The sequence below is a fragment of the Streptomyces lacaronensis genome, from assembly GCF_047337785.1.
GTDB classification, from domain to species: Bacteria; Actinomycetota; Actinomycetes; order Streptomycetales; family Streptomycetaceae; genus Streptomyces; species Streptomyces lycopersici.
The window spans coordinates 4,574,006-4,596,031 of sequence record NZ_JBLHDK010000003.1 but is presented as its reverse complement, the minus strand read 5'-3'; the positions used below and the strand labels follow the sequence as shown (position 1 = coordinate 4,596,031).

Sequence of the window (22,026 nt, the reverse complement as noted above, 5' to 3'; positions counted from 1 at the left end):
GGATTTCAAAGCTCCGCGCGTAGATGCTGTGACCAAAGCGAGACCCATAAGGTGTGGTTTAAGGGCCGGGCGTGCTCAATCATGGGGTCCATTGAGCTCGGGTCAATGGGTCACACGCTGTGGGGAGCGCGGACCTACGAGCACATCTGGGGGGTTCCGGTCCCTTTCGCTGTCAGGGGTGTCAGCGTGTCTCCGGGCGCCCCCTCTCGTAGTGACAGTGGACTCCTGAGGAGGCAAACCCATGCGCGGTGCCAAGAGCGCCAAGTGGGTCGCGTTGGCGGCGGTTGTGGCGCTGGCCGCGACCGCCTGCGGTGGCAACGACAGCGACAGCGGCAGCAATGACATGAACAAGGGCACGGCGGACCCGAACGGGATACTCACCGCCCAGCTGAGCGAGCCGCAGAACCCGCTGCAGCCGGCGAACGCGAAGGAGAGCCAGGGCAGCCGCGTCCTCAAGCAGATCTTCGCCGGGCTGGTGGACTACGAGCCCGGCACCGGCAAGCTCCAGTACATCAACGCCGAGTCCGTCACCCCCAACAAGGACTCCTCCGTCTGGACCGTCAAGCTCAAGCCGGGCTGGAAGTTCCACAACGGCGAGGCCGTGACCGCCAAGTCCTACGTGGACTCCTGGAACTGGTCCGCCAACGTCGCGAACAACCAGACCAACTCCAGCTGGTTCCAGGACATCAAGGGCTACGAGGACGTCCACCCCGAGAAGGGCAAGCCCAAGGCCGACAAGATGTCCGGCCTGAAGGTCGTCAACGACAACGAGTTCAAGATCGAGCTCAACAGCTCGGTCTCGTACTTCGCCTACAAGCTGGGCTACGACGTGTGGTCCCCGCTGCCCAGCGGCTTCTTCAAGGACCCCAAGGGCTTCGGTGAGAAGCCGGTCGGCAACGGCCCCTACAAGTTCGTCTCCTGGGACCACAAGAAGCTGATCAAGGTCCGTAAGTTCGAGGGCTACAAGGGACCGAACAAGGCCAAGAACGGCGGCATCGACTTCAAGAACTACACCACCGCCGACGCCGCCTACTCGGACCTGCGCTCCAACAACCTCGACTGGATCGAGCAGGTTCCGACCACCGCGCTGACCAACTACAAGACCGACCTGGGCAAGCGCGCGATCGACGAGGAGTACTCGGCGGTCCAGTCGGTCGTCCCGGCCTTCTACACCAAGCAGTTCAAGGACATCGACCCCAAGGTCATCCAGGGTCTGTCCATGGCGATCGACCGTGACACGATCACCAAGACCGTGCTCCACGGCTCCCGCACCCCGGCCGACAGCTATGTCGCCCGCGGCGTGCTCGGCTACAAGGCCGGCGCCCTCAAGGAGCAGGTCACCTACGACCCGGCCAAGGCCAAGGCCCTCATCAAGGAGGGCGGCGGGGTCCCGGGCAACAAGATCTCGATCCAGTACAACGCCGACCAGGACCACAAGCCCTGGGTGGACGCGGTCTGCAACAGCATCCGCAAGGCCACCGGCGTCGACTGCACCGGAGACTCCAAGCCCGACTTCCAGGCCGACCTGAACGCGCGTGACAAGCACCAGGTCAAGTCCATGTACCGCGGTGGCTGGGTGCTCGACTACCCGGTCAACTCGAACTTCATGAGGGACCTGTACGGCTCCAAGGCGGCCGGTAACACCAGCGGTTACGCCAACAAGGAGTTCGACGAGCTCGCCAACAAGGCCGACAAGGCCGCCACGCTCGACGAGACCGTGAAGCTCTACCAGCAGGCGGAGCAGATCCTCGCGAAGGACATGCCGGCGATCCCGCTGTGGTTCTACAAGGTCAACAGCGGCCAGTCCAACAAGGTCCTCGGGAAGATCCCCTACGGCCAGGACGGCGACCCCATCTTCACCAACGTCCAGGTGAAGAAGAAGTAATCATCGGGACCGCCGGCCGGTGCCGCCGCTTCTCTCAACCGGGGGGCGGCGGCACCGGCCCGCAGGCGTGAGGCCCGCAGCTCATCCCCCCACCCGCGTGGCGCAGACGAGACGTGGCCTCCGCCGCCCCCCAACGGCATGGAGGCATGATGGGGCGCTATGTCGCCAGGCGACTGCTCCAGATGATCCCGGTGTTCATCGGGACTACTCTGATTATTTTCCTCATGGTCCACGTACTGCCCGGTGACCCCATCCGGGCGATGTGGGGCGACAAGGCCGCGGACCCCGCGCAGGTCGCGTCTCTCCGCCATGAGTTCGGGCTGGACCAGCCCCTGTGGAAGCAGTACATCGACTACATGGTCGACCTCTTCAAGGGCGACTTCGGCAAGACCTTCGGCGGCCGTCCGGTCTCCGAGGAAATGGGGATGGCCTTCCCGGTGACGCTCCGCCTCGCGGCGGTGGCCCTCACCATCGAAATCATCATCGGCATCGGGCTCGGTGCCTGGGCCGGTCTCAGGGCGGGCCGCGCCGCCGACACCGGCGTCCTGATCTTCACGCTGATCGTCATCTCGATGCCGGTCTTCGTCCTCGGCTACCTCGCCCGGTTCATCTTCGCCGACGAACTCGGCTGGCTGCCACCGAACGTCCAGGACTCGATGGACCTCCAGCAGCTCCTGTTGCCAGGGTTCGTCCTCGCGATGCTCTCCATGGCGTATGTGGCCCGGCTGACCCGGACCACGTTCGCGGAGAACCTGCGCGCCGACTACATGCGCACCGCGCTCGCCAAGGGGCTGCCGCGCCGCCGGATCGTCGGCGTCCACCTGCTGCGCAACTCGCTGATCCCGGTCATCACCTTCCTCGGCACCGATGTCGGCGCGCTGGTCGGCGGCGCGGTGGTCACCGAGGGCATCTTCAACGTCCAGGGCGTCGGCAACCTGCTCTTCAAGGCGCTCGGGCAGCGTGAGGGCACCACCATCGTCGGGGTCGTGACCATCTTCGTCCTCGTCATTCTGCTGATCAACCTGCTCGTCGACCTGCTGTACGCGGTCCTGGACCCGAGGATCCGGTATGCCTGACATGACCAAATCCCAGTCCGGCGGCACGGCAGTCGACACGGCGGTCGACGCCGTGGCCCCGCCGGCCGAGGTGGACACCGCCGCTTCCGGCCCCGCCCCCCAGGGCAAGCCGCGCTCGCTGTGGGGCGACGCCTGGTACGAGCTGCGCCATCGCCCGCTGTTCTGGATCTCGGCGGTGCTGCTGGTGCTGCTGCTGGCCATCGCGGCGTTCCCCGGAATGTTCACCAGCGCCGAGCCGCGCAACGGCGATCTGACCAACCACTTCCTGACCAAGCCCGAGCTGACCCACTTCTTCCAGGCCGACTGGTTCGGCTACGACGGCCAGGGCCGCTCCATCTACGCCCGGGTCATCTACGGCACCCGCGCCTCGATCATGGTCGGCGTCGGTGTGACCGCGGTGGTGACCCTCCTCGGCGGTCTGCTGGGCATGGCCGCCGGATACTTCGGCGGCTGGATCGACTCGATCATCTCCCGGATCGTCGACATCTTCTTCGGTCTGCCGTTCCTGCTCGGCTCGATGGTCGTGCTGAACGCGTTCACCGAGCGCAAGGTGTACGTCGTGATCGCGGCCCTGGCCTTCCTCGGCTGGACCACCATCGCCCGGGTGATGCGCAGTTCGGTGATCACCGCCAAGCAGGCGGACTACGTCACCGCGGCGCGTGCCCTCGGCGCCGGAACCGGCCGGATCCTCTTCCGGCACGTCCTGCCGAACGCGCTGGCCCCCACCATCGTGGTCGCGACCATCTCCCTCGGCGCCTACATCTCCGCTGAGGCCACGCTGTCCTTCCTCGGCCTCGGCCTCGCCGACCCCACCATTTCCTGGGGCATCGACATCTCCGACGCCAAGGACGCCATCCGGGACAACCCGCATGTGATGCTGTTCCCGGCCGGAATGCTGAGCCTCACGGTCTTCGCATTCATCACGCTCGGCGACGCGGTGCGCGACGCCCTCGACCCCAAGCTGCGCTGAGGAGGGCGTACGTGACCACCATCGAGAAGACCGCGGACGACGCCGTCCGCGAGGGTGCCGGAGACGATGGCACCCCACTGCTTGAAGTCCGCGACCTGCATGTCGAGTTCCACACCCGGGACGGTGTCGCCAAGGCCGTCAACGGCGTCAACTACAGCGTCCGCGCCGGTGAGACGCTCGCCGTCCTCGGCGAGTCCGGCTCCGGCAAGTCGGTGACCGCCCAGGCGATCATGGGCATCCTCGACATGCCGCCCGGGAAGATCCCGCAGGGGCAGATCCTGTTCCGGGGCGAGGACATGCTCACCATGGCGGGCGAGGAGCGCCGGAAGATCCGCGGCCGCAAGATCGCCATGATCTTCCAGGACGCGCTCTCGGCGCTGAACCCGGTGCTCTCCGTGGGCTATCAGCTCGGCGAGATGTTCCGGGTCCACCAGGGCCTGTCCAAGAAGGAGGCCAAGGCCAAGGCCATCGAGCTGATGGACCGGGTCCGTATCCCGGCGGCCAGGGAGCGGGTGAGCGACTATCCGCACCAGTTCTCCGGCGGTATGCGCCAGCGCATCATGATCGCCATGGCGATGGCGCTGGAGCCGGACCTGATCATCGCCGACGAGCCGACCACCGCGCTGGACGTGACCGTTCAGGCCCAGGTGATGGACCTGCTCGCGGAGCTCCAGCGCGAGTACCACATGGGTCTGATCCTGATCACCCATGACCTGGGCGTGGTGGCGGACGTCGCCGACAAGATCGCCGTGATGTACGCGGGCCGGATCGTCGAGACCGCCCCCGTCCACGAGCTCTACAAGCGCCCGGCCCACCCGTACACCCGCGGTCTGCTGGACTCCATCCCGCGCCTGGACCGCAAGGGTCAGGAGCTCTACGCGATCAAGGGGCTGCCGCCCAATCTGCTCAAGATCCCGACGGGCTGCGCCTTCAACCCGCGCTGCCCCAAGGCGGAGGACATCTGCCGCCAGGACGTCCCCGCCCTGGTGCCGGTCACCGAGCAGGACGGCACGGAGCTGCCGGGCCGCGGCAGCGCCTGCCACTTCTGGAAGGAGACCCTCCATGGCTGACCCCGAGAAGAACGAGAAGGCCATGGAACCGGCCGCGGACGCCACCCCCAACGTCACGGAGGTGGAGACGGTCGACGCGGCCACCGAGGACGAGGCCGTCGCCGCGCTCGAGGCCAAGGTCGACCGCGGTGAGCCGATCCTCCAGGTGCGCAATCTGGTCAAGCACTTCCCGCTGACCCAGGGCATCCTCTTCAAACGGCAGATCGGCGCGGTCAAGGCGGTCGACGGCATCTCCTTCGACCTCTACCAGGGCGAGACCCTCGGCATCGTCGGCGAGTCCGGCTGTGGCAAGTCCACCGTCGCCAAGCTGCTGATGACGCTGGAGACCGCCACCGCCGGTGAGGTCTTCTACAAGGGCCAGGACATCACCCGGCTGTCGGGCCGCGCGCTGCGGGCCGTCCGCCGCAACATCCAGATGGTGTTCCAGGACCCGTACACCTCGCTCAACCCCCGGATGACGGTGGGCGACATCATCGGGGAGCCCTTCGAGATCCACCCCGAGGTGGCGCCCAAGGGCGACCGCCGCCGCAAGGTCCAGGAACTTCTGGACGTCGTGGGCCTCAACCCCGAGTACATCAACCGCTACCCCCACCAGTTCTCCGGCGGCCAGCGCCAGCGCATCGGCATCGCGCGCGGCCTCGCCCTCAACCCGGAGATCATCATCTGCGACGAGCCGGTCTCCGCGCTCGACGTGTCCGTCCAGGCACAGGTCATCAACCTGATGGAGGGCCTCCAGGACGAGTTCAACCTGTCCTACATCTTCATCGCCCACGACCTGTCCATCGTCCGGCACATCTCCGACCGGGTCGGCGTGATGTACCTGGGCAAGATGGCCGAGATCGGCTCCGACACCGAGATCTACGACCACCCGACGCACCCCTACACCCAGGCGCTGCTGTCGGCCGTCCCGGTCCCGGACCCGGAGTCGCGCGAGGGCCGGGAACGCATCATCCTCACCGGCGACGTCCCCTCCCCGGCCAACCCGCCCTCCGGCTGCCGCTTCCGCACCCGCTGCTGGAAGGCCGAGGACAAGTGCGCCAAGGAGGTCCCCCTCCTCGCCATCCCCGAGCGCTTCGCCGACACGGATTCGCCTGCGGCGCATGAGTCGGCGTGTCACTTCGCGGAGGAAAAGGACGTGGTCCACGCCTAGCGCTACCGCGCGGGCCGCTGTGTGAACGACGAGGGCCGCCCGGGACGTGATCCACGTCCCGGGCGGCCCTCGTCGTCGTTCAGGCCCCGTCCGACTCGGGCCAATGCCGCACGGAATCGCTCACGCCGCGACCTCGCGACGCGCCCCGCCGGTACGCCCGCAACGCTTCGGCTTCGGTCAACGGTCATCCAAGCTGGTGGGGGCGTGCGGTGGGCGGGTTCAGCGTGAACCAGACGGCCTTGCCGGTGACGCCCGCGTCCTTGTCGGTGTAGTCGTGCACCCCCCAGGTGTCGGAGCACGACTCGACGAGCGTGAGCCCGCGCCCGCTCTCGTCCTCGGCATTTGCCGCCACCGGTTGCGGCAGCCCGCAGCCGGAGTCCCATACGGTGACCCGGAAGTCGGACGGCGACGGCTACGACGCCCACGGCGCGTGGGTCGTGGGGGATGAACAGGCCGTAGGACCAGGGCTCTTCGGGCGTGCGCCGCGCAACACTCGCCGCACGAGAGAGGGGAACCGCATGGGGCTCAGGGGCGATCCCACGTACCGGCAGCGCCGATTCGGCATCGAGGTGCGCAGGCTGCGGGAGGCGGCAGGGCTTACTGTGGGCGAGGCGGCCCAGGTAGTGGGGATGCGGCAGCCGCACTTCAGCAACGTCGAGGCGGGCCGGACGAACCTGTCCGCCGAGCGGCTTCAGAAGCTGGCTCAGGCGCTCAGTGGAACATATACCTACCCTGTTGACGCCTTGCTGGCCCTGGGGCGGGAGTCCGGCAGGGGATGGTGGAGCGACTACCGCACGACTCTCGGCGCAAGCTACCTCGACTTGGCCGAGCTGGAAGCCGGGGCCGTCGCTCTGCACAACTACGAGCTGCTGTTCATCCCAGGGCTGCTCCAAACCTTCGAGTACGCCACAGCCGTCCACCGCAGTGTTTTCTCGCCTGCCGCGAACGAGGTACGGGAGACGGCCGTCGAGTTCCGGATGCGGCGCCAGCAGGTCCTCACCGGCGACCAACCCCCTCGGTTGCACGCCATCATCCATGAGGCGGCGCTGCGCGTGCTGTACGGAGGCCGAGCGGTGATGCGGGATCAGCTCCTGCGGCTGATCGAGATGTCACGGCTGCCGAATGTGACGATCCAGGTGATCTCGCTCGACGACGAAGGCCGTAGCGCGTTCAGCCACCCGTTCATGCTGATCGAACCGGACGCGGCGGAACTGGGGACGGTGCTGGTCGACCAATTGGGCAAGACCCAGTACCTTGATGACCGTCGATCGTTCGCCGAATACGGGCGGTCGTTCGCTGAACTGAGCGATCTGGCCTTGCCTCCCATCGACGCCGAGGCCGCGCCCGAGGGCCGTACGGTGAAGGACTCGCTCGGGCTCATCCAGCACGTCCTGTATCCCCTGCTCTAGGGGACGTCCGCATGTCCGCGCTTCAGTGGCGCAAGTCCAGCTTCAGCTCCGGGGACGCCGCCAACTGCGTGGAACTCTCCGCCGACTCCGGCGGCCGTCCCCGCCTCCGCGAGAGCGACGACCCGGAGGTCGTCATAGCCCCCACCCCGGCCGCGCTCCGCGCGTTTCTGCGGGCCGCGAAGGCGGGGAGATTCGATCACCTCGAAGGGTGAGTCGGGCCCCGGTACCCCTCCCGAAAGTGCTTGATCACACGCAAGCAGCGGAATGCCGAATGTAGTTTCTTCTCTCATGAGCGAACTCGTGCAACGAGCGCAGTGGGGCAAGCTGGACGGGATGAACTGGGCGGGCTTGACGCGCCTGTCCACGGAGGAGGCCGAAGGCGAGCCGTTGGAGACCGACGACGTCCGGCCGGGGGCGGTCCGGTTCCTCACGGGCAAGGACATCAAGAGCACCGCCGAGCAGGAGAAGGACACCCGCGCCTTCGTCGAGGCACGCGGCGGCCGGTACGTGCACACCTACACCGAGCCGGACACTTCAGCGTGGAAGCGCAAGCGGATACGACTGCCCGACGGACGCGCGGTGCACCGCGTGGTGCGGCCGGTGTTCGAGGCTGCTCTGGAAGATGTCAAAGCGGGCCGGACCCCCAATGGTGAGCCGTTGGACGGCCTGATCGTCTACGACATCGACCGGCTCACCCGCGATACCCGGCATCTGGAAGACGCCATCGAGGTGGTGGAGCACTATCACCGGCCGATCATCGACATCACCGGCACACTGGACCTGTTGACCGACAACGGCCGGGCCATGGCGCGGGTGATCGTGGCGATGGCGAACAAGCAGTCGGCGGACACCGCCCGGCGTGTCAAGCGGAAGCACAGGGCCATGCAGCAGCAGGGAATCCCCGCCGGAGGGGGCCGTCCGTTCGGCTGGCAGGAGGACCGCCGCACCCTCGACCCCGGCGAGGCGAAGCTCCTGCGGGAGGCGGTCCGCCGTCTGATCGACGGAAGCCCCTGGTACACGATCATCGCGGACTGGAACCGCGCCGGAATCCAAACCGCGAACGGCAAGAAGTGGAACGTCCAGGTCCTGAAGAAGATCATGACCAACCCGCGTATCTGCGGCTACCGCTCCCGCACCGTGTACGAATTCGACCCCGAGACCAAGACCGAGTCAGCCCACACCGTGATCGTCCACGACGACGACGGGAAACCGGTCCTCGGGCAGCATCAGCCGGTCCTGTCCGTGGAGCAGTGGCGTGCGATGTGCGCGATCATCGAGGCGAGCCCGAAGCGGGGCAGCGGCCACAACGCCCGCACGTACCTGCTGACCGGCACGTTGCGGTGTGGCAAGGAGGGCTGCGGGGCGAAGCTGCGCGCGGGCAAGGCCGGGCCGAGCCAGAAGAAACCGGAGGGCTTCTACTTCTACTCCTGCCACAACAGTGCCAGTGGCCAGGGGTGCGGCGGTATCCGTATCCCTGGTGAGGAGGCCGATGAACTGGTGCGCAAACTCCTGATCGCCAAGCACCAGGAAGAGGCTGGGAGGCGGCAGGCCGTGACCGCCACCGCCGCATGGCCGGAGGAGGAGAAACTGGGACGTGTCCGGGAGGACATCGAGGATCTGAAGCAGGCCCGCCGGGACCGGTTGATCAGCGCGGAGCGGTATTACCGGGATCTGTCCGAGTACGAGGCGGAGGAGAAGCGGCTGAGCCGGGAGCGCAACGCGTGGCAGCGCAAAGCGCTGGTCTCCAGCGGGAAGCCGGTGGATATCGCGGTGGAGTGGGCGCGGCCGGATATCACGCTGGCGGAGAAGCGGGCGTATGTGGAGCGGGCGTTCACGGCCATTGTCGTGCTGCCGGTCGGCAGGGGCAGGCGGGTGCCCCTGCGGGAGCGGCTGGTCCCGCTGTACGCCGAGGAGGAGTGACAGCAGGACCAGCCCCCAGGGGCCCCGTTACGAGGCACGTGGGCGGTGGCCAGGTGTGGGGGCGTGGGGTGCGACCTCGATACCGAAGATCGCGTTCATGCGCCGCCACGTGTGGTCAGACCACCGGGGAGCCTTCCGCGCATGCTCCCTGGCCCATGCCCAGTCGGCCAGGTCGTCGTCTGCCGGGACCGCAGGGAGCGCGGACGCGCCGGAGATCTCGACTGGCACCTGTTCCGTCCGGTCCTCCCGTTCCGGCCCTGCCGGAGGTATGGACGGATCGGGGGACGATAACGGCGGTATCCGGGTTGCTCTTCTCTCGCCGGTTATTGGGCACCCTCCAGGGCGTGTAGACCGATGATGTAAAGCGGGCGATCATGAGTGCCCCTCTCCTTCGTTCTCCGGTGCGCCCCTGGATCAGGGCGCCTGTCACTGGCACGCAAGGCCAGTCGCTTTCCTCGCCGACAGCCAGCAGGCCGCCAGCAGACCGGCGAGGTGTCGAAACTTGTCTTCACTTACTCAAGGGCGCGCCTTGCGGCGCGCCGGGCGGCCTGGCCGCCCCGCCGGGCTGCGGCGTGGCCGCCGGTCCCGTCGGACGCCCACCGCCCACACTCCCAGCGCACCCGCGATGGTTCGCCGAGGAGCCGACCGCCGTTCGGGGCGGGGGCGTTGTGGCTGGGGCCGACGGCCTACGCGGCTTTTAGGCAGCCACCACGGGGCGAGCCTCCAAGAACAGGGGGCCGATCGGTCGCAAACGCGGGCAGGATCACAGACCCGCCCGATTCGCCGGGCCAGCGTAAGGCCCCCTGTTCTCTCGCCCCGTGGCAGCTCCCGCCCAAAAGCCGCTACGGCCGGCGGCGGTGCCCACAGCGCGCCGATCCAGCACCGCACGCCCGCCACCGGCCACCCCGATCACCCCGCCCTGCCCCACCGGGCCGCCGTCACCCGCGCCAGCACCGCCACCTCACGCGCCGACGCCGCCGACAGCTCAAGCCGCACCACCCCGGAGCCGTCCGGGCCCGAAGCGGCACGAAGCCGCACCCCGGCCGATTCCACACCCACGAGCCGCAGCGCATCCCCCAGCTCGGTTGCGGCCTCTCTCGCGTCCCGCCAGCCGCTCAGGTAGTCCACTCCGCGCACCCATATCCCCGCCTCCAGGTCTGCCGCCTCTCCCTCGAACCCGTCGCCCCCAGGGCCGCACATCCGTCAAGTCCCCTTCCGTACAAGCCAACTGACCAGCCATCACCGGGCACGTCGAGTGAGAGCACGACGACGGCCCCGGTACCATCGGCACCGGGGTTCATCGATCCCCAGCCGGACCACCCCGACAGCTGTCCAGGCGAGAGGGGTGGTCCGGTGTTGCTTCTTCAGTTGTTGCGCGTCATCCGGCCCAAGCAGCCCTTAGTACCGCTGTCGGCCACCGGGGTAACGGACCGGCTGACGGCACTCCGGCGCGTCCTCGGGTGCAGGTTCGCCCCCGAGCGCGTAACACAAGGCGGCATGCAACTGCTCCGCTTCCACCACCGTCAGCACCAGCGACGCCAACGACGTGCGGCCAGGCCGGAGCACGTGAAGCGGCAGTTCAAGAAGACCGTATTTCCCGGGACGCAGACCACGCCCCGGAGCCGGACCCACCTGCCAGCCTCCCGACACCTCACTCATTCCGCGCCCCCCTCGCCCCTCTGAGCCGGGCTGTCGCTCTCGGACTCGTCGGGCACGGGCAGACGTCCGCCGCGACTCTCCGCGATCCGGAGCGCGTCTTGCAGCGCTTCGATCAGGCGGTTGGAGAGGTAGCGGAGCTCTCGGGCGTCCGTCTTCCGGTCACCGAGCATCAGGCGGGCATGGCCGATGAGTTCAGTGCCCATCTGAAGCTGAACCGCCTCCATCTCGTCAGCCAGCCGCGACAGGTACCCCTCACCGTCCGCATCCGAGACCAGATAGCACCGCTGTCCCGCAGGACCAGGCCACGGCAACAAACGCGGTTGCACACTCACAGCGCCACCGCCTTCACACCGCGTCCAACGGCCCCCCGCTGTCGCTCCCGCTCATGTGCGACCACATACGGCCGGACAAGACCAGTGCCCGGGACGTCCGCACCATGGGGCGCCCATGCGTGTGCCAGGGGTACGCGTGCCAGGCGAATGGTCGGCGTATCCACGCACGGGATGCCTGGCCGGATTCCAGCGACTCGGTGGCGGCCTGAAGCAGGCAGCAGCAGCCGTAACAGCCATTCCACACATCGGGCGGTAGTCTTCCGCATTGTTGACGCTCCTTTGCAGCGTTGACCACGCCCCCGGACGCAGCAACGTCGCGGGGGTCTTGATCTCCCAGCGTCACCGTTTATGTGGTCTGCGCGTTACCCCATGATGGGTAGACCCACCATGGGTGGACTCGGCCCCAGATCACCTTGCATTCCGCCGAGCGCCGGGGGCCTTCAGGAGACGCGGCACGTGGCATTGCCAACTGCTCTGCCGCCGATCGGTCTCTAACCCATAGTGAGTAGACCCATCATGGGTAGGCTCGGGACGCAGGCACTGATCGATACTTCATCACGTCAGAGATGCGCGGGGGCACGAGATGACCGACTACGTCTCACCAGCAGCACTCCCGCCGCACGTCCTGGAACGTGAGGACATGCGCGCGGCTCTCGCCTGCCACGACTTTGGGACAGTCTTCACTCTCGCCCGCAAATGGGGCGGCATCAGTTTCACCAAAATCGCTGATGCCTGCGGAATGAAGACCGACCGGGTCGGAGTCGTCACCAAGGGCAAAGGCCGGATCACCACGATCGACAAGATCATTGCTGTAGCCGACGGGCTCAGGATTCCCGGCGCGTTACTTGGTCTTGCACCTCGCCCCTGGGAATCGCACACCCCCGCGTCTGGAGCCATACGGCCGATGGCCCGTATCGGCATGGACCGTGGAGACGATCACGTGCTACGACGCGATTTCATGAGCCTGTCAGGCGCCGCGCTGCTGGCCGCAGCCACAACACCATCCGCAGGGGCCAGCAACGCACCACAGCACACCGGGCTTGCCGCCCCCCTCCTGCACCACCTCTCCGCCTTCAGCGTCGGAGAACCGCAGCCGCGCACCCCCGCCGAACTCAGAACAGCCGTCACCTGGGCGAAACGCACCTACCAGGCGTGCGAGTACACGACCCTCGCCAACGATCTCCCGCGCGTTCTCACCGAGTGCGAGGCGGCATGCGAGGTCCTGACCGGAGATGACCGGCTAACCGCGCATGCATGCCTGGCGGAGCTGTACCACACCACAACCAGCCTGTTACTCAAACTCGGCGACCGAGGCCCGGCAGCCATCACCGCCGACCGCAGCATGCACGCAGCCCGGACCAGCGAGGACCCCCTCACCCAGGCAGCCAGCGCCCGCATCCTTGTCCATGCCTACATGGCTATGGGACACGGCGGCCAGGCCGCCGACCTCGCACGCACACGCGCTCAGCGACTCGACCCGAAGTCCATCACACACTCGCCTGATCACCAGTCCATCTACGGTGCTCTCCTCCTGCGGGGCGCAGTGGCCGCAGCCGAGCAAGCCGACCGCGACTCAGCAACCGAACTCCTCGACGAGGCCGAACGTGCCGCCCGTATGCTCGGCAGCGACGCCAACCGCCAATGGACCGCTTTCGGCCCGACCAACGTGCTTCTCCACCGGGTCAACATCTCCACCACCCTTGGCGACGCCGGAGCAGCACTCGCCTACGCCCGCGCGATTGACATCGACACCATCAACGTCCGTGAACGCCAGGCGACCCTCTGGGTAGACGTAGCCAGGGCCTGCGAGCAATGGAACAAATACCCCCAGGCGTACGCGGCCCTGCGCACCGCCGAGGACCTCGCCCCCGAAGAGATCCGCACCCGCCCGACCGTCAAGGCACTGGTCGGACGAATCCAGCACCAGGACGTACGCGGTGAACTGCGCGGCCTGCCCGAGCTTGCCGCCCGAGTCGGAGCCCGTCCATGACCACACCGCCACCTCAGCGGACCCTCTACGTCATCGTCTGCGCCGCCGGACCCGCCGCACACGTGGGCAAGCTCATCCAGCAAGCCCAAGACCGGTCCTGGGACGTGCAGATCATCACCACCCCAGCGGGACGAACCTTCGTAGACGTCTCAGCGCTCGAAGCCCAGACTGGACGGCCCATCCGCAGCGAATACCGAAAACCCGGCGACGGCACCCGCTCAACCCCGCAGGCAGACGCCATCATCGTCGCCCCCGCCACCTACAACACCATCAACAAATGGGCACTGGGCATCAGCGACACCTACGCGCTGGGCATCCTCGCCGAGTCCATCGGGCTGGGCATCCCCGTGGCCGTACTCCCGTTCGTCAACGCGGCACTGGCCGCGCACCCCGCCTACCGGCGCAACATCGCAGACCTGCGATCCGCAGGCGTCAGCATCCTGCACGGCAAGGGACACGGCCCAGAGCCCCACGCCCCCGGCTCCGGCAGCGCGCTGCTCGAGACCTTCCCGTGGAGCCTGGCCCTCGACACCGTCGAACACAACGACTGACCAACCCCTGTCCCCAACACTTGGCACAGATGCACGAAAAAAATACATTCGCCAGAGTGTTGCAACTAATTTGTCAAACGTTTTCCAGAGGGGTACCCCACCCCCGGCCAACCCGGAGCCGGTCCGGTAGTCCGGCAACGGCCTCGGCCCCCGAGCACGGGCGCCGCCACCGGCGCCAACCCCGGCGGCCCGGCGCCCGGCGATGGCGCTCCGCCCCCCACCTCCCGACCCATGCTCAAATGCGCCGAAGGCGCGAGACGGCGCCGCGCCGCGCCTCGTAGGGTCGTGGCATGACTGCCCCTCACTCACCGGTCTATCAGGAGTACTACACCCGCACACCGTTCCAGTTCTTCTCGGGCGTCGGCTGGAAGCGGCTGGTGGCCTTCCGGGCCGATGAGTCGGGCGTCACCCTGGGCGGCCCCGTGACGCGCTACCGGCGGTTCACGGCCGTCGTGCCGTGGCGGGACATCGAAGCCGTCGTTCTGTGGTCCACGAAAAAGACCACGGAGAGGCCGATACGGCGGATAGGTCTGAAGCTGCGGCCGGGCGTGCCGGACCCTCCCGGCCCCAACCATGGGCTCACCCCGCAGCTCAGCGCGGGTATCGCGCCGCATATCGAGCACGAGGTGGTCAGGAACAGCCGGTTCATCGCCTTATGGAAGGTGGATCACGCCCTGCTCGCCACCGCCATGCAGGCGTTCGCGCCCCAAGTCCAGTTGCGTGTCCACCCGGTGCACAAGGTGGTACCCCAGGGGCCGGGCACGAGGCTGGGGAACGACTCCGGCGGGAGCATTTTCGACATCATGCCCTGACCCCCGCGCGCTCCTCCGCGAAGTGGCAGGCCGAGGCGTGGGCGGCGGGGCCCGCCAGGCCCGTCGGCACCGCCAGCACCGGCACCTCCGTCGCGCAGCGCTCCTGCGCCTTCCAGCAGCGGGTGCGGAAGCGACAGCCGGAGGGCGGGTTGGCCGGGGAGGGGACGTCGCCGGCCAGGAGGATGCGTTCGCGGCGCTCGCCCGACTCCGGGTCCGGGACCGGGACGGCGGACAGCAGGGCCTGGGTGTACGGATGCGTGGGGTGATCGTAGATCTCGGGGCCCGTCCCCGTTTCGGCGAAGCGGCCCAGGTACATCACGGCGACCCGGTCGGCGATGTGCCGGACCACCGACAGGTCGTGGGCGATGAAGACGTACGCCAGGCCGAACTCGTCCTGCAGCCGCTCCATCAGATTGACCACCTGCGCCTGCACCGATACGTCCAGCGCCGAGACCGGCTCGTCCGCGACGATGACCTCCGGCCGTAGCGCCAAGCCCCGGGCGATGCCGATGCGTTGGCGCTGGCCGCCGGAGAACTGGTGGGGATAGCGGTTGAGGTGCTCCGGACTGAGCCCCACGACCTCCAGCAGCTCCTGGACCGCCCGCCGCCGGTCGCCCTTGGGGGCCGCCTCGGGGTGGATCTCGAAGGGCTCCCCGATGATGTCGCCCACCGTCATCCGGGGGTTGAGTGAGGTGTACGGGTCCTGGAACACCATCTGGATGTTGCGGCGGACGGCCCGCAGCGCCCGGCCCGACAGCCGGGTGATGTCCTCGCCCCGGTAGTGGATCGTCCCGGCCGTCGGCCGCTCCAGGCTGACCAGCAGCTTGGCGACGGTGGACTTGCCGCAGCCGGACTCGCCGACGATGCCGAGGGTCTCCCCGCGTCGCAGGGCGAAGGAGACCGTGTCGACCGCCCGGACGGCGCCGATCCGCCGCTTGAACACCACGCCCTGGGTCAGGGGATAGAGCTTGGCCAGGTCGCGGACCTCCAGGACCGGCCCGTCGGGCTCAGGCATGCGCTCAGGCATGCAGCTCCTCCTTCCAGAAGTGGCAGGCGCTGGTTCGCCCGCCGGACGCGGAGGACACCAGGGACGCGGGGAACGCGGAGGACGCCTGGGGCGCGCCCGTCGGGGACGCGGGGGACGCGGAGGACGCCGGGTACGCCTCCGGCGGGGACGCGCCCGCCGCCACCACCTCGTACAGCGGCGGCCGTTCCGCGCGGCAGACGTCCTGGGCGCGCGGGCAGCGCGGGTGGAAGGGGCAGCCGGAGGGCAGGGCGAGGGGGCTGGGCGGCGTTCCCTTGATCGCGTAGAGCCGTTCGCCCCGTTGGTCCACGCGCGGCACGGAGTCCAGCAGCCCGCGGGTGTACGGGTGGGCGGGGCGCCGGTAGAGGTCGCGTACCGGCGCCGTCTCCACGATCCTCCCCGCGTACATCACGGCGATGGTGTCGGCCACGTCCGCGACCACGCCCAGGTCATGGGTGATGAGGACCAGCCCCATGGCGTACTCCCGGCGCAACTCCGCGAGCAGCTCCATGACCTGGGCCTGGACGGTCACGTCCAGGGCCGTGGTCGGCTCGTCGGCGATGATCAGGTCCGGCTCCAGCGCCATCGCCATGGCGATCATGATGCGCTGGCGCATCCCGCCGGAGAACTGATGCGGATAGTCCCCGGTCCGCTGCCCCGCCGCCGGGATGCGGACCCGGTCCATCAGCTCGACCGCCCGCCGCCGGGCGTCCTTGCGGGACATCCCGCGGTGCACCTCGTACATCTCGGCGAGCTGGGCGCCCACGGGGATCACCGGGTTGAGGGCGGAGAGGGCGTCCTGGAAGATCATCGCCATGGCGGAGCCCCGGATCCGGCGGCGCTCCTCCGCGCCCATCGTCAGCAGGTCCCGCCCCTGGAACAGCACCTGGCCGCCGGTGACCCGGCCGGGCGGGGAGTCGAGGATGCCCATGATCGCCTGGGCGGTCACGGACTTGCCGGACCCCGACTCGCCCAGCACGGCGAGGGTGCGGCCCGCGTCCAGGCCGTAGCTCACCCCGCCGACGGCCTCGGCGACCCCGTCCCGGGTGCGGAATTCGACGCGGAGGTCCCGTACCTCCAGCAGGCGGGCCGCCATGGCTAGCGCAGCTTGGGGTCGAGGGCGTCGCGCACCGCGTCGCCGAGCATGATGAACGCGAGCACCGTGATGGACAGCGCCCCGGCAGGCCACAGCAGCATGTGCGGGGCGTTGCGGATCTGGGTCGCGGCCGAGGAGATGTCGATGCCCCAGGAGACGGTGGGCGGTTTGAGCCCCACGCCGAGGAACGACAGCGTGGCCTCCAGCGAGATGTAGGTGCCCAGCGCGATGGTCGCGACGACGATCACGGGGGCCACGGCGTTGGGGGCGATATGGCGCAGCAGCGTCCGGCCGCTGGTGGCGCCGAGCACCCGCGCCGCCTGGACGTAGTCGTGTTCCTTGACGGTCACCACCGAGCCGCGTGCGATCCGGGAGATCTGCGGCCACCCCAGCAGCACGATGAAGCCCACCACCGGCCAGACCGAACCGCTGGTGACCACCGACAGGAAGACCAGCCCGCCCAGCAGGATCGGGATGCCGAAGAAGACATCGGCGATTCGCGAGAGCAGCGCGTCCCACCAGCCGCCGAAGTACCCGGCGAGCCCGCCCAGCACGCTGCCCAGCAGCGCCGCGCCGAGGGTGGCGCAGATGCCGACGGTGATGGAGGCGCGGGCGCCGTAGACCGTGCGGGTGTAGACATCGCGGCCCTGGAGGTCGTAGCCGAAGGGGTGGCCGGGGGCCGGGCCGTCCTGCGCCTTGGCCAGGTCGCCGTGGTACGGGTTTCCGCTCGCGATCAGCTGCGGCCAGATCGCGATCACGACGAGGAAGAGGATGATCAGCGCGGAGACGACGAAGATCGGATTGCGGCGCAGATCGTGCCAGGCGTCCGTCCACAGCCCCCGTCCGGTGGGCGCGGCCGGTCCGCCGGAGCGGCGGGGTCCGCCGGAGCGGCGGCCGGGCTCCCCGCGCCAGGGGAGCCGGAGGCGTCGCCAGGGGCCGCGCCGTGGCCCGCCCTTCAGCGTCCGGGGGGCGGAGGCGGCGGGGTCCACCGGACGGCCGCCGCCGCTCCCGGGCGGTGCGATCGCCTCGGTCACGTCGTAGCGCGTGTCAAAGGGCTCAGGCATACCGGATCCTCGGGTCGAGCACGGCGTAGAGGAGGTCGACGAGCAGATTGGCGAGCAGGAAGACGATCACCAGGATGGTGACGAAGCCGACGACGGTCGGCGAGTTCTGGCGCAGGATGCCCTGGTAGAGCTGGTAGCCCACGCCGTGGATGTTGAAGATCCGCTCGGTGACGATCGCCCCGCCCATGAGCGCGCCGATGTCCGTGCCGATGAAGGTCACCACCGGGATCAGCGAGTTGCGCAGCAGATGGCGGGTGACGATCCGGTGGCGCGGCAGCCCCTTGGCGACGGCGGTGCGGACGTAGTCGGCGCGGGCGTTCTCCACGATGGAGGTACGGGTGAGGCGGGTGGTGTACGCGAGCGAGACCAGCCCCAGCACCACCCCGGGCAGCAGCAGTTCGTTCAGCGGCGCCTCCGGCGAGACCGACGGCCTGACCCAGCCCCACGTCACGCCGAACAGATACTGGAGCACCGTGCCGCTGACGAACGTCGGGACGGAGACCACGACGAGGGTGAGCAGCAGCACCGAGGTGTCAAGACCCCGGCCCCGGCGCAGCCCGCTGAGGACGCCCAGGGTGATGCCCAGCGCCATCTCGAAGGCGACCGCGACGAGGGTGAGCCGGAGGGTGACCGGGAACGCTCTCGCCATCAGCTCGGTCACCGGCTGCCCGTTGAAGGCCGTACCGAAGTGGCCGCTGAAGATCTGCCCCATGTAGTGCGCGTACTGCCGCCACAGCGGCTCATCCAGATACAGATCCTTACGGATCCGGGCGGCGGTGGCGGGGTCGGGGGCCTTGTCGCCGAAGAGCGCGGCCACCGGGTCGCCGAGCGCGTACACCATGAAGAAGATCAGGAAGGTGGAGCCGACGAAGACCGGGATCATCTGCAGCAGCCGACGCAGCGTATAGCGGCCCATGGCTCAGCCGACCCTGATCTGCGAGTAGACCGGCACGCTGAACTGATTGAGCGCCACCTCGCTGAGCCGCCGCGAATAGCCCGCGCTGCCGTTCTGATACCACAGCGGGATCGCGGGCATCTGCTCGGCGAGGATCTTCTCCGCGTCCCGGAATCCGGCGATGGCCCGGCCGTCGGCGGAGGCGGCGTTGGCCTGGTTCACCAGCCGGTCGAAGCCGGTGTCGCTGAAGTGGCCGTCGTTGGAGGAGGCGCCGGTGTAGTACAGCGGCTGGAGGAAGTTCTGGATCAGCGGATAGTCCATCTGCCAGCCGGCCCGGAACGGCCCGGTCATCTTCTTCCCCGCCATCTTGTTGCGGTAGTCGGCGAAGGTGCCGACCGGTTTGCCGACGCAGGCCCGGTCGTTCCGCAGCACGGTGTTGACGCTGTTGCAGACCGCGTCCACCCAGTCCTTGTGGGAGCCGGTGTCGGCGTTGTACGTGATCGTCATCCGGCCTCCGGGCAGCCCGCCGCCCGCCGTGATCAGCTTGCGTGCCCGGACCGGGTCGTAGCGGCAGGCGTCCCCGCACAGCCCCGGCTGATAGCCGCCCTGGCGGCGCAGCACCGGCGAGGTCCAGTCGGTCGCGGGGGTGCGGGTGCCCTGGAAGATCCGATCGGTGATCTGCGCACGGTTGATCGCCATCGAGATGCCCCGGCGGACCTTGGCCTTCGCCGGGCCGCTCCAGGTGCGGTCGTACATCGGGAAGGTGAGGGTCTGGATGATCCCGGCGGGCTGGTTGAGGTAGCGGTTGCCGAGATCGGAGCGGACGAACTTCAGCTGCTGCGCCGGGACATCGTCGACCAGATCGAGATTGCCCGCCTGGAGATCGGTGTAGGCGGTGTTGCTATCGGTGTAGACGCGTAGGTCGACGCCTTTGTTACGGGCCTTGTCCGAGCCGGGATAGCCGTCCCAGGCGCGCAGCTTCATCACCGAGCCCTTGGCGTACGACCGCACCTGGTACGGGCCGTTGCCGATGGGCTTCCTCAGCCAGGCGGCGTGGTCCTCGAAGAACGCCCGGGGCAGCGGCACATAGGCGTTGTAGCCGAGGGTCTTGGGCCAGGTGGAGAACTTCTGGGTGAGCCGGACGGTGAAGGTCCGGTCGTTCCTGACCCGCAGTCCGGAGAGGGCCTTGGCGGTGGGGGCGCCGCCGGAGGCGGGGTGGACCTTGTCATAGCCCTCGATGTACTCGAAGAAGTAGGCGTTGCGCTGCTTGTGGTCGATCCGGGCGCCGTAGTTCCAGGCGTTCACGAAGGACGCGGCGGTGACCTTCTCGCCGTTGGCGAACCGCCAGCCCTTCTTGAGGGTGATGGTGTAGTTCCGCTGGTCGGAGCTCTCGATCCGTTCCGCAAGCGCGTTCTTGGCCTCGCCGGTCCTCGGGTCGTAGCGCTTGAGCCCCCGGAAGATCATGTCGAGGACCTTGCCGCCCTGGACGTCATTGGTGTTGGCGGGCTCCAGCGGATTGGGGGGATCGCCCCAGGAGGAGCGGACGACACCGGCGGCGGAGCCGCTGTCCCCGCCGCCGCAGGCGGTCACGGTGGTCGCGGTGGTCGCGGCCGTCACGATCAGGACGACGGCACGCACGGAGTGCCGGGCGCCCAGGGAAGGCCGGGCACGCAGGGAATACGGGACTCCGCGACGCATGGCGCCTCCCGACGATCCGGTCCAAGATCGGCCTTAGGCCCATCTGACATCCGCTGGGGCGACGGCGCACGTCGATGACCGCTGTCCGGGGTGGCGGGGCCGGAGGTGAGGGAGGTTTGGGGAAGCGCGAGCCGAGCGGTACGTCCCTCGCTCGGCAAGCGCTTTCTCGAACACTTTCCCGTATCAACAGGCTCTCCTTCAAGCCCTGTTACCGAAGATTTCCGGGCGTCGCGGACACTCCCCGTCCGCGACCGCGCCTACCGTGCGGCTCATGGAGATCCGTCCCTTCCGCATCGCCGTCCCCGAAGCCGACCTCGACGATCTGCGCCGCCGCCTGGAGCGCACCCGCTGGCCGGAGCGGCTCCCGGGCGCCGGCTGGTCCGACGGGGCATCGCTCGACCATGTCCGCGAGCTGGCCGCGTACTGGGCCACCGGGTTCGACTGGCGGGCCCGAGAGGCGCGGCTGAACGCGTTTCCGCAGTTCACGACCGAGATCGACGGGCAGCGGGTGCACTTCCTCCAGGTCCGTTCGCCCGAGCCGGATGCCCTGCCGCTGCTGATCACCCATGGCTGGCCCGGTTCGGTCGCGGAGTTCACCGAGGTCATCGGCCCGCTGACCGATCCGCGCGGACACGGTGGCGACCCGGCCGACGCCTTCCACGTCGTCATCCCGTCCCTTCCCGGCTTCGCCTTCTCCGCCCCGCCGCACGAGCCCGGCTGGGGCATCCGCCGCATCGCCACCGCGTGGACGGAGCTGATGCGGCGCCTCGGGTACGAGCGCTACGGCACACAGGGCGGCGACTTCGGCTCGCTGATCTCCCCCGAGGTGGCCCGGGTGGCGCCGTCGCGGGTCGTCGGCGTCCATGTCAACGCCCTGGTGACGGCGGGGCCGACCGACCCGGCCGGGCTGGGGGAGCTGACCCCGGCCGAACGCTCACGCCTGACCGGGCTCGACCGCTGGCGCCGCGAGCTGTCCGGCTACGCCGCCGTCCAGGGCACCCGCCCCCAGACCCTCTCCTACGGCCTCGCCGACTCGCCCGTCGGCCAACTGGCCTGGAACGTGGATTGGTTCGCCGCCCATGGCGACAAGCCCGAGGCCCTCGACCGCGACGCGGTCCTGACGAATGTCTCCCTGTACTGGTTCACCAACACGGCGGGCCCCGCCGCCCGCCTCTACAAGGAGGCGGCCTCGGCCTGGGGTGCGTCCCCCGAGCGCTCCGGGGTCCCCACCGGCGTCGCGGTCTTCCGGGGCGACACCGCGATCCGCCGCCTCGCCGGGCCATGGCATGCGATCACCCACTGGTCGGAGTTCGAGGCGGGCGGCCACTTCGCGGCGATGGAGGTCCCGGAGCTGCTGGTGGGTGACGTACGGACGTTCTTCCGCGGCCTGCGCTGACCGGCGCAGGCCGTGGCGAGACCGGCCGT

At 68.7% G+C, this 22,026-nt stretch carries 20 protein-coding genes; 12 read left to right on the top strand and 8 right to left on the bottom strand.

What is annotated here, in order from left to right; genetic code table 11:
- Positions 1-241 precede the first annotated feature (241 nt).
- The 5 genes from ACMTAK_RS19385 (at position 242) to ACMTAK_RS19365 (ending at position 6,151) form a co-directional block, all read left to right on the top strand.
- Positions 242-1,885: a peptide ABC transporter substrate-binding protein gene (locus ACMTAK_RS19385; protein ID WP_413807386.1), complete on the top strand. Its 1,644-nt coding sequence runs from the start codon at positions 242-244 to the stop codon at positions 1,883-1,885.
- Between the two features lie 149 nt (positions 1,886-2,034).
- Positions 2,035-2,961 carry an ABC transporter permease gene (locus ACMTAK_RS19380; RefSeq protein WP_413812935.1) on the top strand — a complete coding sequence of 309 codons (927 nt, stop codon included), beginning with the start codon at positions 2,035-2,037 and terminating at the stop codon, positions 2,959-2,961.
- The gene (locus ACMTAK_RS19375) at positions 2,954-3,931 is read left to right on the top strand and encodes an ABC transporter permease (RefSeq protein ID WP_413807385.1); all 978 of its coding nucleotides are present in this window, start codon (positions 2,954-2,956) and stop codon (positions 3,929-3,931) included. Before ACMTAK_RS19380 ends, ACMTAK_RS19375 begins: the two co-directional genes overlap by 8 nt.
- Positions 3,932-3,942: 11 nt before the next feature.
- On the top strand, positions 3,943-5,001 hold the full coding sequence (locus ACMTAK_RS19370; protein ID WP_413807384.1) for an ABC transporter ATP-binding protein: 1,059 nt from the start codon (positions 3,943-3,945) through the stop codon (positions 4,999-5,001).
- Positions 4,994-6,151: an ABC transporter ATP-binding protein gene (locus tag ACMTAK_RS19365; protein ID WP_413807383.1), complete on the top strand. Its 1,158-nt coding sequence runs from the start codon at positions 4,994-4,996 to the stop codon at positions 6,149-6,151. The genes ACMTAK_RS19370 and ACMTAK_RS19365 overlap by 8 nt, the downstream gene beginning before the upstream one ends.
- Before the next feature lie 184 nt (positions 6,152-6,335).
- On the opposite strand, the gene ACMTAK_RS19360 is transcribed toward ACMTAK_RS19365, so the two are convergent.
- Positions 6,336-6,503 (bottom strand): ATP-binding protein, encoded by a 168-nt coding sequence (locus tag ACMTAK_RS19360; RefSeq protein WP_413807382.1) that lies wholly within the window; start codon positions 6,501-6,503, stop codon positions 6,336-6,338.
- Positions 6,504-6,669: 166 nt separating this feature from the next.
- On the opposite strand from ACMTAK_RS19360, the gene ACMTAK_RS19355 reads away from it, so the two are divergent.
- From ACMTAK_RS19355 to ACMTAK_RS19345, 3 genes are all read left to right on the top strand, one after another.
- A complete protein-coding gene (locus tag ACMTAK_RS19355; protein WP_413807381.1) occupies positions 6,670-7,560 on the top strand; it encodes a helix-turn-helix domain-containing protein in 891 nt (296 codons plus the stop codon).
- A gap of 11 nt (positions 7,561-7,571) precedes the next feature.
- A complete protein-coding gene (locus ACMTAK_RS19350; RefSeq protein WP_413807380.1) occupies positions 7,572-7,772 on the top strand; it encodes a DUF397 domain-containing protein in 201 nt (66 codons plus the stop codon).
- A 76-nt stretch (positions 7,773-7,848) separates the two neighbouring features.
- The gene (locus tag ACMTAK_RS19345; protein WP_413807379.1) at positions 7,849-9,480 is read left to right on the top strand and encodes a recombinase family protein; all 1,632 of its coding nucleotides are present in this window, start codon (positions 7,849-7,851) and stop codon (positions 9,478-9,480) included.
- A gap of 909 nt (positions 9,481-10,389) precedes the next feature.
- Here ACMTAK_RS19345 and ACMTAK_RS19340 read toward each other — a convergent pair.
- Both ACMTAK_RS19340 and ACMTAK_RS19335 read right to left on the bottom strand, forming a co-directional pair.
- Complete coding sequence (locus tag ACMTAK_RS19340) at positions 10,390-10,680, bottom strand: hypothetical protein (RefSeq protein WP_413807378.1); 291 nt, start codon at positions 10,678-10,680, stop codon at positions 10,390-10,392.
- A gap of 455 nt (positions 10,681-11,135) precedes the next feature.
- Entirely contained in the window at positions 11,136-11,342 is a 207-nt protein-coding gene (locus ACMTAK_RS19335; RefSeq protein WP_413807377.1) for a hypothetical protein, read from the bottom strand.
- 712 nt (positions 11,343-12,054) lie between these two features.
- On the opposite strand from ACMTAK_RS19335, the gene ACMTAK_RS19330 reads away from it, so the two are divergent.
- From ACMTAK_RS19330 to ACMTAK_RS19320, 3 genes are all read left to right on the top strand, one after another.
- Positions 12,055-13,461, top strand: coding sequence for a hypothetical protein (locus ACMTAK_RS19330; protein WP_413807376.1), 1,407 nt, complete (start codon positions 12,055-12,057; stop codon positions 13,459-13,461).
- Entirely contained in the window at positions 13,458-14,012 is a 555-nt protein-coding gene (locus tag ACMTAK_RS19325) for a flavoprotein (protein ID WP_413807375.1), read from the top strand. Before ACMTAK_RS19330 ends, ACMTAK_RS19325 begins: the two co-directional genes overlap by 4 nt.
- Before the next feature lie 290 nt (positions 14,013-14,302).
- Positions 14,303-14,824 carry a hypothetical protein gene (locus ACMTAK_RS19320; protein WP_413807374.1) on the top strand — a complete coding sequence of 174 codons (522 nt, stop codon included), beginning with the start codon at positions 14,303-14,305 and terminating at the stop codon, positions 14,822-14,824.
- Here the strand turns inward: ACMTAK_RS19320 and ACMTAK_RS19315 are convergent.
- From ACMTAK_RS19315 to ACMTAK_RS19295, 5 genes are read right to left on the bottom strand one after another with little or no spacing between them, the layout of a single operon-like run.
- Complete coding sequence (locus tag ACMTAK_RS19315; RefSeq protein ID WP_413807373.1) at positions 14,814-15,851, bottom strand: ABC transporter ATP-binding protein; 1,038 nt, start codon at positions 15,849-15,851, stop codon at positions 14,814-14,816. The two genes, ACMTAK_RS19320 and ACMTAK_RS19315, sit on opposite strands and share 11 nt — an antisense overlap.
- Complete coding sequence (locus ACMTAK_RS19310; RefSeq protein WP_413807372.1) at positions 15,844-16,944, bottom strand: ABC transporter ATP-binding protein; 1,101 nt, start codon at positions 16,942-16,944, stop codon at positions 15,844-15,846. Before ACMTAK_RS19310 ends, ACMTAK_RS19315 begins: the two co-directional genes overlap by 8 nt.
- Before the next feature lie 2 nt (positions 16,945-16,946).
- Positions 16,947-18,008 (bottom strand): ABC transporter permease, encoded by a 1,062-nt coding sequence (locus tag ACMTAK_RS19305; RefSeq protein WP_413807371.1) that lies wholly within the window; start codon positions 18,006-18,008, stop codon positions 16,947-16,949.
- A complete protein-coding gene (locus tag ACMTAK_RS19300; protein WP_413807370.1) occupies positions 18,001-18,924 on the bottom strand; it encodes an ABC transporter permease in 924 nt (307 codons plus the stop codon). The genes ACMTAK_RS19305 and ACMTAK_RS19300 overlap by 8 nt, the downstream gene beginning before the upstream one ends.
- Positions 18,925-18,927: 3 nt before the next feature.
- A complete protein-coding gene (locus ACMTAK_RS19295; RefSeq protein WP_413807369.1) occupies positions 18,928-20,601 on the bottom strand; it encodes a peptide ABC transporter substrate-binding protein in 1,674 nt (557 codons plus the stop codon).
- Between the two features lie 271 nt (positions 20,602-20,872).
- On the opposite strand from ACMTAK_RS19295, the gene ACMTAK_RS19290 reads away from it, so the two are divergent.
- Positions 20,873-21,997: an epoxide hydrolase family protein gene (locus tag ACMTAK_RS19290; RefSeq protein WP_413807368.1), complete on the top strand. Its 1,125-nt coding sequence runs from the start codon at positions 20,873-20,875 to the stop codon at positions 21,995-21,997.
- Positions 21,998-22,026 lie beyond the last annotated feature (29 nt).

Bases quoted from the DNA above. Each gene is read 5' to 3' on its own strand.
- ACMTAK_RS19385 (WP_413807386.1), top strand. From the start codon at position 242: ATGCGCGGTGCCAAGAGCGCCAAGTGGGTCGCGTTGGCGGCGGTTGTG.
- ACMTAK_RS19380 (WP_413812935.1), top strand. From the start codon at position 2,035: ATGGGGCGCTATGTCGCCAGGCGACTGCTCCAGATGATCCCGGTGTTC.
- ACMTAK_RS19375 (WP_413807385.1), top strand. From the start codon at position 2,954: ATGCCTGACATGACCAAATCCCAGTCCGGCGGCACGGCAGTCGACACG.
- ACMTAK_RS19365 (WP_413807383.1), top strand. From the start codon at position 4,994: ATGGCTGACCCCGAGAAGAACGAGAAGGCCATGGAACCGGCCGCGGAC.
- ACMTAK_RS19355 (WP_413807381.1), top strand. From the start codon at position 6,670: ATGGGGCTCAGGGGCGATCCCACGTACCGGCAGCGCCGATTCGGCATC.
- ACMTAK_RS19350 (WP_413807380.1), top strand. From the start codon at position 7,572: ATGTCCGCGCTTCAGTGGCGCAAGTCCAGCTTCAGCTCCGGGGACGCC.
- ACMTAK_RS19345 (WP_413807379.1), top strand. From the start codon at position 7,849: ATGAGCGAACTCGTGCAACGAGCGCAGTGGGGCAAGCTGGACGGGATG.
- ACMTAK_RS19340 (WP_413807378.1), bottom strand. From the start codon at position 10,680: ATGTGCGGCCCTGGGGGCGACGGGTTCGAGGGAGAGGCGGCAGACCTG.
- ACMTAK_RS19335 (WP_413807377.1), bottom strand. From the start codon at position 11,342: ATGGGCACTGAACTCATCGGCCATGCCCGCCTGATGCTCGGTGACCGG.
- ACMTAK_RS19330 (WP_413807376.1), top strand. From the start codon at position 12,055: ATGACCGACTACGTCTCACCAGCAGCACTCCCGCCGCACGTCCTGGAA.
- ACMTAK_RS19325 (WP_413807375.1), top strand. From the start codon at position 13,458: ATGACCACACCGCCACCTCAGCGGACCCTCTACGTCATCGTCTGCGCC.
- ACMTAK_RS19320 (WP_413807374.1), top strand. From the start codon at position 14,303: ATGACTGCCCCTCACTCACCGGTCTATCAGGAGTACTACACCCGCACA.
- ACMTAK_RS19315 (WP_413807373.1), bottom strand. From the start codon at position 15,851: ATGCCTGAGCGCATGCCTGAGCCCGACGGGCCGGTCCTGGAGGTCCGC.
- ACMTAK_RS19310 (WP_413807372.1), bottom strand. From the start codon at position 16,944: ATGGCGGCCCGCCTGCTGGAGGTACGGGACCTCCGCGTCGAATTCCGC.
- ACMTAK_RS19305 (WP_413807371.1), bottom strand. From the start codon at position 18,008: ATGCCTGAGCCCTTTGACACGCGCTACGACGTGACCGAGGCGATCGCA.
- ACMTAK_RS19300 (WP_413807370.1), bottom strand. From the start codon at position 18,924: ATGGGCCGCTATACGCTGCGTCGGCTGCTGCAGATGATCCCGGTCTTC.
- ACMTAK_RS19295 (WP_413807369.1), bottom strand. From the start codon at position 20,601: ATGCGTCGCGGAGTCCCGTATTCCCTGCGTGCCCGGCCTTCCCTGGGC.
- ACMTAK_RS19290 (WP_413807368.1), top strand. From the start codon at position 20,873: ATGGAGATCCGTCCCTTCCGCATCGCCGTCCCCGAAGCCGACCTCGAC.